This window comes from Streptomyces sp. NPDC005811, assembly GCF_040630405.1.
In the GTDB taxonomy this organism is placed as follows: Bacteria; Actinomycetota; Actinomycetes; order Streptomycetales; family Streptomycetaceae; genus Streptomyces.
On the sequence record NZ_JBEXXK010000042.1, the window covers coordinates 48,885 to 62,164 of the forward strand.

The window sequence follows — 13,280 nt, forward strand, 5'->3', positions numbered from 1 at the left end:
TGCTCGCGACAGCATCGCAGGAGGCCGCGACCGGGCGGGACACGACGGCTCCCGCGTGCCGCCCGTCCGCACCCGGCCGGTGCGCGACGTCCCGGCACGCGGGGCGCGGGTGGGTCAGGCCCAGCAGCCGTTCACGGTCGCGGCCAGGCCGTCCATGGCGTCCTTGATGTCGCTCGCGTTGGCGGTGGAGCCGTTCTCGATGAAGGAGAACACCTTCCACTTGCCGTCCTTGCCCTGGGTGAGGCCGCTCAGCGCGATCGCCCCGGTCAGGGTGCCGGTCTTGGCGTGCACCTTGCCGACGGCGCACTTCGAGTTCACGTCGTCGAAGCGGCCCCACTCCGGGCCGAGGGTGCTGCCGGCCTCGCCGGAGACGGGCAGGCCGTCCAGGATCGAGCCCAGGGTCTGCGTGTAGCGGTCCTGCGTCAGCAGCTCCAGGATCTCCGCGAGGGTGGCCGCGGGGATGCGGTCGGCGCGGGAGAGGCCGCTGCCGTCGTACATCTCGAAGCCGGTGAGGGACACGCCGTACCGCTCGTTCAGCACCTGGCGCACCACCGCGGTGCCGTCCTCGAAGGTGGCCGCGCGGCCCGCGCCGAGGGCGGTCATCCGCAGCAGCGTCTCGGCGATGTTGTTGTCGCTCTGCTTGAGCATCGTGTGGACGATGGCCGACAGCGGCGCCGAGGTGTGCCGGGCCACCGGCACGTCGTGCGCGCTCGCGGTGGCGCGGGTGACGGTCCCGTCGACGGTGACGCCGTTCGCGGCGAGCTGCCGGGCGAAGGCCTGCCCGGCGTCCAGCGAGGTGTCGTCCACCCCGTTCCCGTCGACGACGAGGGCGCGCACGGGGGCGACCGAGTCGGGGTAGTAGCCGGTGTTCCAGCCGTTGGCCAGGCTCGGCGCGGGGAAGAGGCTGTCGTCCACGGCGACCTTCACGGAGGTCAGGCCCGCCGCCTTCAGCCCGGCCACCGCCGTCTTCGCCAGTTCGGCGAGGTCCGCGGTGGTCAGGGTCCGGTCACCGCCGCCGACCAGGGTCAGCGTGCCGTCGCCGTAGACGACGTTCGTGGTGAAGCGGTGGTCCGGGCCGAGGATCGTGAGGGCGCCGGTCGCCGTGGCGAGCTTGACGTTGGACGCGGGCATCAGCGCGGTGGCGCCGTTGTGGTCCCAGAGGGTGGCGTCGGACTCGGCGTCCAGGACCACGCCGCTGACGTTGGAGCCCAGGCGCGTGTCGACGACACGGGTCTCGAGGTTGGTGACCATCTGCTGGTCGTCGGCGTCCAGCGTGGCGGTCTTGGCCGTGGCGGCCATGTCCTTGCCGGCCGCGAAGGCCGAGGGGCCCGACAGCGCCACCGAGGCGACGGGCACGGCCAGGGCGAGCACGAGCGCCCGGCGCATGCCGGTGCCGTGCTGCCGGGGCTTGCGGTGCCGGCGCAGGCCGCCGGGCTCGAAGGGGTCGGCGGCGGTCTGCGTGGTCATGTCACTCATGCAGGTGCAGGTCTTTCTTGTGGGGGCCCTGTGCAGCGAACTCCGGCGCACACTACCGGAATTGATCGTCCGATCGGGTGGCCGACACAGGTCTGCCCGCAGGCGTGTCCGCCCGTGCCCGGGGGGACATCTCCGGCGGGCCGGTGGGGCGTCCTGGCTTTTCGGTACGCTGTACCGTACGGTGACTCGTATGCCCCGCCGCACCCCCGCCCTGGACCGGGCGACACCGGACCGGATCGCCGAGACCGCCCTCCTGCTGATGGACGAGGACGGTCCCGAGGCGCTGACGTTCCGCGCCCTCGCCACGCGGCTCGACATCTCGCTGGCCTCCCTCCAGCGCCGCTGCACCGATCTGTCCGGGCTGCTCGACCTCTGCCTCGACCACCTCGCCGCCCGGCTGCCCGAGCCCACGCCCGGCGGCGACTGGGCGAGGGCCACCGAGGCCCGGTTCACCGCGCTGTACCGGCTCCTGGTGGCCCACCCGGGACTGCTCGTCCTGCGCGGCTCGCGCCCCTGGCTCGGCGGGAACCTGCTGGCCCGGCTGGTCGAGCCGCAGCTCGCCGACAGCCTCGCCGCCGGGATGAGCGCCGAGGAGGCGATCACCGCCTACCGCGGGATGTATCTGCTGACCCTCGGCAGCGCGAGCTTCGTCGACCACCGGGACCCCCGCTCCGCCCGCGCCCTCACCCGCGGCGCGCTCGCCGCCCTCGACCCCGAGGAGTTCCCGGCGCTGACGGGCCATCTGGCCGCGATCGTGCCCGCGGTGACCGGCCACGACGTGTACTACGGCGCACTGCGCCAGCTGATCAGGGCCGCCGACCCGACCCCGGCCGCCACCGACACCCCCTGAGGACCTTCATGACCACCCCCGCACGCATCTTCAGCAGCGACAACGCCGCCGGCGCCTCCCCGGAGATCGTCGAGGCCGTGACCCGGGCCGCCGCCGGCCAGGCCCGGCCCTACGGCGCGGACGACCTCACCGTCGGCGTCCGCCGCCGGCTGGGCGAGATATTCGAGCGCGAGGTCGACGTGCTGCTCGTCTCCTCCGGCACCGCCGCCAACGCCCTCTCCCTCGCCGCGCTCACCCCGCCCTGGGGCAGCGTGCTCTGCCACCGCGACAGCCATATCAACAACGACGAGTGCGGGGCGCCCGAGTTCTACACCGCGGGCGCGAAGCTGGTCCCGCTCGGCGGCGAGGACGCCAAGATCGACCCCGAGGAGCTGCGGGCGGCCGTCCGGCACAAGGCCGGGGACGTGCACAGCGTGGAGCCCTCGGTGGTGAGCCTGACCCAGGCCACCGAGACCGGCGCCGTGTACACCCTCGACGAGATCGGCACCCTGGGCTCGCTCGCCCGGGAGGCCGGGCTGCGGCTGCACATGGACGGGGCCCGGTTCGCCGGGGCCGTCGCCGCGCTCGGCCGGACCCCCGCCGAGCTGACCTGGCGGACGGGCGTGGACCTGCTGTCGTTCGGCGCGACCAAGAACGGCACGATGACCGCCGACGCGATCGTCGTCTTCGACCGCTCCCTCACCCCCGAACTCTCCTTCCGCGCCAAGCGCGCCGGGCAGCTCGCCTCCAAGATGCGTTTCCACGCGGCCCAGCTGGACGCCTATCTCACCGACGGCCTGTGGCTGCGCAACGCGGCCCACGCCAACACCATGGCGGCCCGCCTCCAGGACGGGCTGAAGGCGCTGCCCGAGGTGGACCTGCTCGGGGTCGCGGACGCCAACATCGTCTTCTGCCGGCTGCCCCGGCAGATCACCGAGGGGCTCCTCGGCGAGGGGTACGTCTTCTACCACGACCGCTGGGAGCCGGGGGTGACCCGCTTCGTCACCTCCTTCGCGACGACGCGGGCGGACGTGGACGGTCTGCTGGAGGCGGTCCGCCGGTACGCGGGCTGACCGGCCTCAGCCGACCACCCGGCCCAGTGCGATCCGGGCGATGTCCGGGGCCGGCCCGTCCGCGCCCGTGAACGTCACCGTGTTCACGCCCGCCGCCAGGTCGACGGGGACGGCCAGCGTCCAGAAGTCGTCCCCGCTCCAGGTGTTCTTGAAGGTCGCCCGCAGCGGGGCGCCGCCGCCCACCGAGAGGTCCGCCGTCCGCGAGACGATGTCCGTGTTGTAGGCGTGGCCGTTGTCGCGCCGGTCGTCGTGGGCGTAGTGCACGACCAGCAGATGACGGCCCGGCCGGGACACGTCCACGCGGAACCGGGCCGTCCCGGCGCCGTCGCCGCCGAGTCCCGTGAGGCGCAGACCGCCCGGGGCGTGGGCGCAGTCGACCGCCCGGGCCCCGCCCGCGAGTTCGGCGCCGCCGGCCCCGAGGACCAGGACACCGTCCTCGGAGCCGTCGCCGGAGACCTCCAGGGCGCGCAGCGCGGCCTGCCCCGCGGTGGCGGTGACCCGGTTGTTGCCGGCCGCGAGGTACAGCCGCAGCGGCCGGCCGGGCGCCGCCGTCACCGTCGCGCCGTGCAGGGCGAGGTCCACCTCCGCCGAGGCCCGGGTGACGCATGTGTAGTAGCCGTCGCGCGGGGCGTACACGTCGAAGACCGCCGCGTCTCCCGGACCCAGCACGAGCGCGCCGGTGCCGGTCCCGGCCGAGGAGGCGTAGTCGTACGACGGCGCGCCGGCGGTCTCCGCCAGGGTCGCCTCGTACGCGGTGGCCGGGGGACCGCTGCGGGCGGTCAGATCCAGGCGGTCGAGGGTCACCTCGCCGTCACCCGCGGCCAGGGTGAGGACGTGGGTCCCCGCCGTCAGCTCCACCCGGACCTCCTTGCGGCCGCCGTGGGCCGCGTTCTGGGTGGACGGGTACGTCACCGTGACCGGGGCGCCGCCGTCGACCGACAGCCGCTGGGTGGCGGGGCCGCCGGATCCGTTGCCGTACAGGACGGCCAGGTCGTGGCCGCCGTCGGCGGGGACCGTCACCGTGAAGTCCACCCTGCCGCCGGGGGAGCCGAGCGACTCCACGGCGCGGGTCCCGGAGGCCGCGTAGCCGTTGGCGTCGCTCACCGTGCCGTGGGTGCGGACCCGTCCGCCGGTGACGGCCGCGTCCTCGGCCTCGTACGACGCCGACCAGGGGACGGGGGCGGGCGCCGGGGTGCCCCGGCCGGCCGGGACGAGGACGATCCGGTAGGCGGACATCCGGCGCAGACCGCGCAGCGGCACGGTCACCGAACCGTCCGCGTCCACCCGCACCCTGGTCCGGGCGAGCACCCGGGGCGCCGCGTGCGGCCCCTCGTACCCGGACCAGCCGGCCTCGGCGACGATCGCGACGACCGTCCGGCCGAAGACGTCCCGCGGGACGTTCTGTACGACGACGTCGGCGTCCCCCGTCGAGCCGCCGAGCAGGACCTGGGCCTGGCGGCACCCGGTGTCCAGGGAGGCGAGACCCTGGAGGGTGTCGACGGTGTGCGGCTCGGGCGGTGTCACCCGCACGGTGTCACCGGTCAGCCCCGCGTACCAGCGGAAGAACCACCAGCCGCCGTTCGGGATGTTCATACGCACCACGTTGCCGCTGAGATTGCCGGCGGCGTCCCAGTAGGCCTGCTGGGCGTACACCTTGTTCCGCTCGAACATCGCGACCCACTGCACGAGTTGGCCCGGCACCGACAGGTCGCGGCGGTTGGCGTACTCGTCGATGTTGACCGTCAGCGCGGGGACGCCCACCTCCCGCTCGATCGCGCGGTAGGCGTCGTAATGGGCCTGGAAGTCCCGCAGCGAGGAGGAGTCCAGCTCGTGCCAGGTCATCACCTGCGGCAGCACGTCCTCGCGCCGCGCGAAGGCGAGGAAGTCGGTCAGCAGGCGGGCGTGGAAGGCGGCTTCGTTGGGCCCGGCGATCCGCGCCCCCGGGTGGAGCGCCCGGATGCGCCGGTGCACGGTCCGCCAGTCCCGCAGGAACCGGTCCCGGCCCGCCGCGTACTCCGCCGGGTCGGTGGCGTCGAGGCGGTACCAGATCTGGTCGGGTTCGTTGAACGGCACGTAGACGAACCGGTCCCGGTCCGGGCGGGCCGCGATCTCCCGGACGATCCCGTCCACCCGGGCCAGATAGTCGTCGATGCCCAGGTCCTCGTACGGCCACTGCGCGTAGACGTCCTGGAGCAGCACGTTGATCTCGCCGCCGCCGTTGCGGAAGAAGGACTCCGCGACGGTGAGCGCGTCCCCGTTGGGATGCTGGGCGCCGCCCTCCGGTTTCTGCGAGATGCCGGTGATCCTGAGGGGGGCGAGCACGGCGTCGCCGGGGACCCCGTCGTCGCTGAGCCCGTACAGCGCGCCGTTCGCGCCGTGCAGCACCGGGCCCTCGGACGCGGCCAGGTCGACGGTCAGGCGGTGCCGGACGGCGGCGGGCGCGGGCGGCGGCCCGGAGCTCTCCCGGACCAGCAGCCGCGGCTCCTGGACGGGGTACGGGTGCGGCGGCGCAGGCTCCCCGGGCGTGGGCGCCGTCTCCTCCAGCGCCGCGTGCAGCCGGGCGAACGCCGCCCGCCCCAGGCCGGCGAAGTCCAGCCGTACGGTGGTCAGGCGCGGGGTCAGGAAGGCGGCGTGCGGGGCGTCGTCGAACCCGGCCACGCTGACCTCGCCGGGCACCGCCCGGCCGCTCTCGTGCAGGGCGCGCAGCACCCCGAGCGCGAGGTCGTCGTTGCCGCACAGGACCGCCGTGACGGCCGGGTCCCGGGCCAGCCGGAGGCCCGCGGCATGTCCGGCCTCCGGTCCCCATCCGCCGTGCAGGGGACGGGGCTGCGGGGCTCCCGCGTCCCGGAGCGCCTGCCGCCAGCCGCTGGTGCGCGGGCCGGTGCGGCGGGCGCCGGAGGGGAGGGCGACGTAGTGGACGGTCTCATGGCCGAGGGAGAGCAGATGCCGGGTCGCCTCGTAGGCCGCGCGGCGGTCGTCGGTCCACACCCAGGGCCGGCCGTCGCGGGGCGGGCTCGCGGGCGTCTCGGTCACGGCGACGAACGGCAGTCCGGGCGGAAGGCTGTCCAGCGCCCGTACCCCGGCGGGGTCGTAGGCGATCACGATCAGTCCGCCGCCGTTGTCCGCCGCCCGCCGCACCTCGGCGGCCACGACGGCCTCCTCCGCCGACTCCAGGACCCCGATCCCGACGGAGTAGGAGGCTGCGCGGGCGGCCTCCTCGACGCCCCGCAGCACGGAGGCGTACCCGTAGTGGGTGGTGTCCGAGGTCAGCACGGTGACCGCTCTGCGCCGTCCGCTGGCCAGCGCGAACGCGGTGGGGTTGCGCCGGAAGCCCAGCGCCTCGACCGCGGCGAGGACCCGCTCGCGGGTGTCCGGGCTCACCCGTGGATGATCGTTGATCACCCGGGAGACGGTCTGGTAGGAGACTCCGGCGGCGGTGGCGACATCCCGGATGCTGGCGGGCCGCCCGGTGTGACCGGTCACATGCATGACGGGATTGTTACCGGTCACATGGGGGGCGTCAAGAGGTGCCCGTGGTCGGACTACCAGGTGTGCGCGACGTCCACCACGAGATGGCCGTCGAGCTGGAGCACCCGGAAGGGCAGCCGGGCCCGCACGCCGAGGCCGAACTGGGTCTGCCCCTCGAAGCTGCCGCCGAACCGGGTGTCCCGGAAGGTGCGGTAGCCGGTGAGGTCCACACCCGGGAGGTGCTGCCCGACCCGGGCGGGGTAGGTGGACGCGCCCGTGTCCCCGTCGTAGGCGGGCGCCCGCACGATCACCTCCAGGATGGCGCCGCCGCCCACCGGGATGGGCTCGCCCGACGGGTCCCCGATGAGCTGGTCGACGTAGTGCACGGTGTACCCGAGCCGGGTGGCGGTGGCGCCCGGGACGTCGACGACGAACCGGTCGTAGCAGTCGTGACGGCCGGTCCTGACATCGGTGATGGACGCGGACGTGCCGGCCCAGCTCGTCTTGTCGAGGCTGCCCCAGCCGGTGGGGCAGGCGGCCGCCGCCCGGGGAGCGGCGGCCGGGGCGGCCACGGCCGGAACGGCGGCGGCACCCAGCGTGGCGGTCAGCAGGAGAGCGGTCGCCCAGACGGTCTTGCTTCGTACCATCTTGTTCCCCCAAGAGTGTGAGTGTCTGGTATCAGGGGAGACAGTCTGGTTGGCCCGAAGGTTGCACCCGCTTTACCCGAAAGCGGGGAAATTCCGCTTTCTGTTCTACGACAGGCTCGTCGTGGTGTAGGCGCACTCCGTGTAGATGTACCCGGACTGCAGCTTCGCCGTGTCCGAAGCCGGCGAGGCGAGGCTGTCGCCGTTCGGCTTGTGCACGAAGTACGTGGTGCCGACCGGCAGGCTGATCGTGCGCTCGGGGTAGTTCTTGTTCGCGTTGCAGGGCTTGAAGCCGATCGAGAGCGTGTCGGCGAAGGTGTACGCCTTGCAGCTGCCGCAGCCCTTGAGCTTGAAGCTGCCGGTCACCGGCCCCGTGTACATGACCGTGATGTCGTCGGGGCTGTCGTTCTGCACGGTCACCGAGATGCTGCCGCCGGAGCGGGTCGTGGGGAGCTTCTTGCCGGCCGCCGGAACCGTCTGGGCGACCTCCGCGGCGATCGCGATCTTCTTGGCCAGGGCCGCGTTCTTGGCGCTCTTGTGGGCGGAGGCGTACTCCTCCATGGTGGTCTGCGCCTTGTCGAAGTCCCCGTCCTTGTACTGGTCGACGCCGCAGTTGTACGTGCCCGTGTCGGCGCCGGCCGAGGCCCGGTCGGCGTCCTTGGCCAGCGCGCCGGTGACGCTCCCGTCCTCGGCCGAGATGGTCTGGATCTGGCCGCTGAGGGTCTTGAGCTGCTCGACGGCCGTGCACGGGTCGTTGCCGCCGAGCCCCTTGACCTTCGCGGAGACGGCCGAGCCCACGGCCGGCTCGACCTTCGCGGCCTGCGCCGAGTCGGGGAACGTGGTGAGCAGCTCACCGAACTGCGCGGCCCAGGTGGACTGCCCGCCGGTGAGACCGTCCGAGGCGCACTCGTAGAGCGAGGTGGCCAGCCGGTCGTCGGGCCAGGTCTTCAGATCGCTCAGGTCGGTCTCGGGCATCTTCTTCGGAACGGAGCGCAGATAGTCGAGCGGGGCGATCGCCTCGCAGTAGTCACCCTTCTCGTAGACGGCCCCGACGGTCGCGTAGTACGTCTTCATCCGCGCCGGCACCTTCGCGGCCGCCCGTGAGTCCGGGTGGTCGGCGCTCAGGCTCTCGTAGGCCTCCAGCGCCTCGCGGTAGTCGGACTGCGCCGAGGAGAACGCCCGCTCGCCGGCCGCCTCCACCTGCCGGTCGGCCCGGTCCAGCCGGTCGAGGAGCATCTGCTGCGTCGCCTCGTCCCGCGCCCCGTCGTACGCCACGACACCCCCGGCCGGCGCGACCAGCAGCACCAGTCCCAGCGCGAGCGCCAGCGGCGCGGACGGCGGCCAGGCGAGCCGGGTCCGCAGGCCCACCACGGCGCCGTGCGCCGCCACCGCGACGAGGAACAGGACGTACAGCACCAGCGCGAACGCCGGGACGCCGTCCGGGTCGGCCGGCAGCGCCACGAACAGCAGCACGGCGGTCGCGGCCAGACACGCCAGCATCGGCACCCAGCGGCGCACCAGCGCGTAACCGAGGCCGAGGCCGCTGAGGTTGAGCACGGCCACGGCCACGGCCCGCACCCCGTCCGCCGGTGCGGGCGGCGGCGCCACCGGCATCGGCGGCATGACGAATCCCTGGTCGTATCTGCCGTACTGGTCCCCGGACATGGCGGCCTCCCCCGTCAACTGCACCCGCGTAGCTCTGATTTGTCAGTCTATCGGGGGAAGAAGAGCCACCGACAGGCCGTTTTGCCGATCGGACGGACGCGTGCCGGACGAATCAGCCGTTCGTGACGTTCGCCGTGAGCAGGCGGAGGAGCTGCTTGGCGAGGGCGTCCTGCTGCGGGGTGAGCCCCATGGCGTCGCCGATGGCGAGCGGGACGCCGGTCGCGCGCTCGCGCAGGCGGGTGCCGGCCTCGGTGAGGCGCAGGGCGACCGAGCGCTCGTCGTCGGGGCGGCGCTCGCGCAGCAGCAGACCCTGTGCCTCCAGGCGCTTGAGGAGGGGGGAGAGGGTGCTGGACTCCAGCTGGAGCGCGGCGCCCAGCTCACGGACGGAGACCGCGTCCTGCTCCCAGAGCGCCAGCATCACGAGGTACTGCGGGTAGGTGAGGCCCAGCTCGTCCAGCAGCGGACGGTAGCGGGCCGTGACCGCGCGGGACGCGGCGTACAGGGCGAAGCAGAGCTGGTCGTCCAGGAGCAGGGATCCGTCGGTCGGTGCGGCGGCTTCGTCCACCGCGCTGCTCCCGGTGTCTGCGCTGGTCATGGCGGCATCACCCTCTCGTTGAAGTCCTCTCGATTCTATCGTTCCCCAATTGATCGAGGGCTTATTGGTTGTGCACGATTTAATCGCGGGCTACTGTTCTGGATGTGCCGCCGCTCCCGACCGCGACTACCGTCGGGAACTGCCCGCGGCACCCAACCGAGGAGGTCGTCATGACCGACACAGCCGCTCAGCGCCCCGTTCTCGAACCCGCCGCCCAGTCCTTCGTCGAGGCCACCGCGAACCCGCCGTACCTGTTCGACCTCGGCCCTGTCGAGGGCCGGAAGACGGTCGACGAGGTGCAGTCCGGTGACATCGTCAAGCCGGTGGTCGACGAGGAGTGGATCACCGTCCAGGGCGGGCCCACCGGGAGCGTGCGAGCCCGGATCGTGCGGCCGACCGGCGTCGGCGGCGTGCTGCCGGTGATCCTCTACATCCATGGTGCGGGGTGGGTGTTCGGCAACGCGCACACGCACGACCGGCTGGTGCGCGAGCTGGCGGTGGGTGCGCAGGCCGCGGTGGTGTTCCCGGAGTACGACCTGTCGCCCGAGGTGCGCTACCCGGTGGCGATCGAGCAGAACTTCGCGGTGGCGCGGTGGGTGGTGGAGGAGGGTGCCTCGAAGGGGCTGGACGGTGCGCGGATCGCGGTGGCGGGTGACTCGGTCGGCGGGAACATGGCTGCTGCTCTGACGCTGATGGCGAAGGAGCGGGGTGGTGTTCCGCTGGTGCAGCAGGTGCTGTTCTACCCGGTGACCGATGCCTCCTTCGACACCGCGTCGTATCACCAGTTCGCGGAGGGGTACTTCCTGCGGCGCGACGGGATGCAGTGGTTCTGGGACCAGTACACGACCGACGAGGGCGAGCGGGCGCAGATCACGGCGTCCCCGCTGCGGGCCACGGTGGAGCAGCTGAGGGACCTGCCTCCGGCGCTGGTGATCACGGGTGAGGCGGACGTCCTGCGGGACGAGGGCGAGGCGTACGCGAACAAGCTGCGTGAGGCCGGTGTCCCCGTCACCGCCGTCCGGTTCCAGGGCATCATCCACGACTTCGTGATGCTCAACGCCCTGCGCGAGACGCATGCCGCGCAGGCGGCCATCACGCTCGCCGTCGGCACCCTGCGGGACGTCCTGCACCAGTGACACGGCGGTCATGGGGCCGAGAGGCCGAAGGCCAGCGTTCCGCCCTTCGCGGGGAAGGAGTCGGGGAGCCACCGGGGGTCCGTGGGACGCCCGTCGAGGCGGACCTCGCGGACGCGGGAGTACGTGTCGGAGGCCTGCGGGGCGACGACGGTGATGGTCACGCCGTTGCCCCGGTGGATCCGGGTCCGCGGGAAGAGCGGGCTGGCCAGGGCCAGTTGGGAGCTGCCCGGGATCTGCGGGTACATGCCGAGGGCGGCCCAGACGGCCCAGGAGGACATGGCGCCGAGGTCGTCGTTGCCGACCAGCCCGTCCGGGCCGTCCCCGAAGAGCGTGACGAGGATGGACCGCACGGTGTCCTGGGTGCGGTCGGGGCGGCCCAGGTAGTCGTAGGCCCAGGGCGTGTTGAAGGACGGCTCGTTGCCGAGGTAGGCGTACGGCAGGTCGGCGCCCGCGTTGTAATCGGTGAAGAACGTGTCGAGGCGGGCGGTGACGGCCGCGTCGCCGCCCATCGCCGCGAACAGGCCGGGCAGGTCGTGCGGCACCATCCAGGTGTACTGCGCCGCGTTGCCCTCGACGTAGTCCCGGCGCTGCGTCGGCCTGAACGCGGGCCAGGTGCCGTCGGCGCGGCGGGGCTGGAGGTAACGGCTCCCGGGATGGAGCAGGTTGCGCCAGTTGCCCGAGGCGCGCTCCAGCTCGGCCCGGGTCTCCGTGTCGCCGAGCCGGCCGGCCAGTCGGGCGAGGGCGGCGTCGGACACCGCGTACTCCAGGGTGGTGGCCGCCGCGCCCCAGACGCCCTTCGTCCCCGCGGGGATGTAGCCGAGCGTGTCGTAGAAGGTGTGTCCGGGGCGCTGCCGGTCGTCCCGGCGGCCGGCGACGGCCGTGCGCAGCAGCTCGCCGGCCTCGAAGTCGGTGCCGCCGAAGGCGTGGACGGAGGCCGCCATCGCGGGCAGCGGGTCGCCGACCATCACCCCGGTACCGCCGTTGGCGAGCGTCCAGCGGTCGAAGTAGCCGCCCTGGCGGCCCTGTTCGAGGATGGACTGGGCGACGTCCGATGCCTCGCGCGGGGCGAGCAGCGCCAGCAGCTGGATCTGGGAGCGGTACACGTCCCAGCCGGAGAAGTTCGCGTACTGGACATGCCCGGGCCGGGTGCGGTGGACCAGGCCGTCGAAGCCCCGGTAGCGGCCGTCGGCGTCGCTGAAGGCACCGGGGTGCAGCAGGGAGTGGTACAGCGCGGTGTAGAACATCCGGCGCCGCGGCTCGCCGCCGCCGAACACGGTGATCCGGCCGAGCCAGCCGTTCCACTCCCGGCGGGCGGCCCGCCGTACCGCGTCGAGGGAGCGGCCGCGCTGCTCCACGAGGGTGTTGCGGCGGGCGGCGTCCTCACTGACGAAGGAGATGCCGACCCGCACGGTCACCTCGCGGGTGCCGGGCGCGAACGACACGTACGCCCCCGACGTCCGCCCGTCCAGCGGCTCGCTGTACGCGAACGGCCGGTCGAACTCCGCGTGGAAGTAGAGGCGGTAGTGCACGGACGTACCGCAGAAGCCGCCGCTGTCCGTGAAGCCGGACAGGGTCCGGGCGCCGACGGCGACCGAGCCGGTGGCCTTGTTCCAGGCCCGCCCGGCGTCGACGGTCAGCCCGGCCGGCTCCGGGGCGTCCGCCGGGAAGGTCAGCCGGGCGACCCCGGACCGCCGGGTGGCGGCGAGTTCGGTGCGGATCCCGTTGTCGAAGTCGACCCGGTAACTGCCGGGCGCCGCCCGCTCGGCGGTGTGCGAGAACGTCGCGTACCGGGCCTCCGGGTCGGCCACGGGCCGGCCCGTCAGCGGCATGAACGGTACGTTCCCGTAGTCGCCGCAGCCCGCGCCGGACAGGTGGGTGAGGCTGAAGCCGCGGATGCGGTCGTCGGTGTAGGCGTAGCCGCCGAACTGGCGGGTGACCGTGTCCGGGCTCCACTGGATGCCGCCCAGCGGTGCCGACGCACCGGGGAAGGTGTTCCCGCCGCCGCCTCCGTGGCCCCAGTCGACCCCGCCCGGCCTGGTGCCGACGAAGGGGTTGACGTAGCGGGCCGGGTCGGTGAGGGACGGCAGGGACGTGGCGCCGGCCCGCGCGGGCGGGGCCAGCAGCACGACCGCCGCCACGGCGGCCCCGAGAGGTGACAGGCGCAACGAGTTCTCCTTGCGTCGCGGGAGGCCGGCGGAGCGCACGGCGCGGGAGAGGCCCACTGTCACCTCGCCGACCGCGCACACCGAGGCGCCGTGCCGGACGACACCCGGAAGTCAGGCACACGGCGCAGTCCCGGCCGGCCGTGACCCCGGTGAACAGGGCGGACGTCCGGTTCGTAACTCTGGGTAACTCGGCTGGTGACGTAAGGTCTAAGCGGGGCCGGGACAGGAA

The 13,280-nt window shown here is 73.3% G+C and carries 9 protein-coding genes and 1 pseudogene; 3 read left to right on the forward strand and 7 right to left on the reverse strand.

Annotated features, from left to right (window positions below; translation table 11 throughout):
* Window positions 1–114: 114 nt before the first annotated feature.
* Complete coding sequence (dacB, locus tag ABZ490_RS35745) at window positions 115–1,476, reverse strand: D-alanyl-D-alanine carboxypeptidase/D-alanyl-D-alanine-endopeptidase (protein WP_358999881.1); 1,362 nt, start codon at window positions 1,474–1,476, stop codon at window positions 115–117.
* Between the two features lie 190 nt (window positions 1,477–1,666).
* Here dacB and ABZ490_RS35750 point away from each other — a divergent pair, with 190 nt between their 5' ends.
* Entirely contained in the window at window positions 1,667–2,326 is a 660-nt protein-coding gene (locus tag ABZ490_RS35750; RefSeq protein ID WP_358999884.1) for a TetR/AcrR family transcriptional regulator C-terminal domain-containing protein, read from the forward strand.
* 8 nt (window positions 2,327–2,334) lie between these two features.
* A complete protein-coding gene (locus tag ABZ490_RS35755) occupies window positions 2,335–3,378 on the forward strand; it encodes a low specificity L-threonine aldolase (RefSeq protein ID WP_358999886.1) in 1,044 nt (347 codons plus the stop codon).
* A gap of 6 nt (window positions 3,379–3,384) precedes the next feature.
* On the opposite strand, the gene ABZ490_RS35760 is transcribed toward ABZ490_RS35755, so the two are convergent.
* The 5 genes and pseudogenes from ABZ490_RS35760 to ABZ490_RS35780 all read right to left on the reverse strand — a co-directional run bounded on the left by ABZ490_RS35760 (window position 3,385) and on the right by ABZ490_RS35780 (window position 9,750).
* Window positions 3,385–5,796: a CBM35 domain-containing protein gene (locus tag ABZ490_RS35760; protein WP_359000030.1), complete on the reverse strand. Its 2,412-nt coding sequence runs from the start codon at window positions 5,794–5,796 to the stop codon at window positions 3,385–3,387.
* A 21-nt stretch (window positions 5,797–5,817) separates the two neighbouring features.
* Window positions 5,818–6,867, reverse strand: a pseudogene (locus ABZ490_RS35765) (LacI family DNA-binding transcriptional regulator); the annotation flags it as partial.
* A 53-nt stretch (window positions 6,868–6,920) separates the two neighbouring features.
* Entirely contained in the window at window positions 6,921–7,493 is a 573-nt protein-coding gene (locus ABZ490_RS35770; protein WP_358999889.1) for a hypothetical protein, read from the reverse strand.
* Window positions 7,494–7,598: 105 nt separating this feature from the next.
* Window positions 7,599–9,155: a hypothetical protein gene (locus tag ABZ490_RS35775; protein ID WP_358999892.1), complete on the reverse strand. Its 1,557-nt coding sequence runs from the start codon at window positions 9,153–9,155 to the stop codon at window positions 7,599–7,601.
* A gap of 112 nt (window positions 9,156–9,267) precedes the next feature.
* Entirely contained in the window at window positions 9,268–9,750 is a 483-nt protein-coding gene (locus tag ABZ490_RS35780) for a MarR family transcriptional regulator (RefSeq protein WP_358999895.1), read from the reverse strand.
* A 170-nt stretch (window positions 9,751–9,920) separates the two neighbouring features.
* On the opposite strand from ABZ490_RS35780, the gene ABZ490_RS35785 reads away from it, so the two are divergent.
* Window positions 9,921–10,886 (forward strand): alpha/beta hydrolase, encoded by a 966-nt coding sequence (locus ABZ490_RS35785; protein ID WP_358999898.1) that lies wholly within the window; start codon window positions 9,921–9,923, stop codon window positions 10,884–10,886.
* A gap of 8 nt (window positions 10,887–10,894) precedes the next feature.
* On the opposite strand, the gene ABZ490_RS35790 is transcribed toward ABZ490_RS35785, so the two are convergent.
* Complete coding sequence (locus ABZ490_RS35790) at window positions 10,895–13,051, reverse strand: GH92 family glycosyl hydrolase (protein ID WP_358999901.1); 2,157 nt, start codon at window positions 13,049–13,051, stop codon at window positions 10,895–10,897.
* Between the last annotated feature and the right edge of the window lie 229 nt (window positions 13,052–13,280).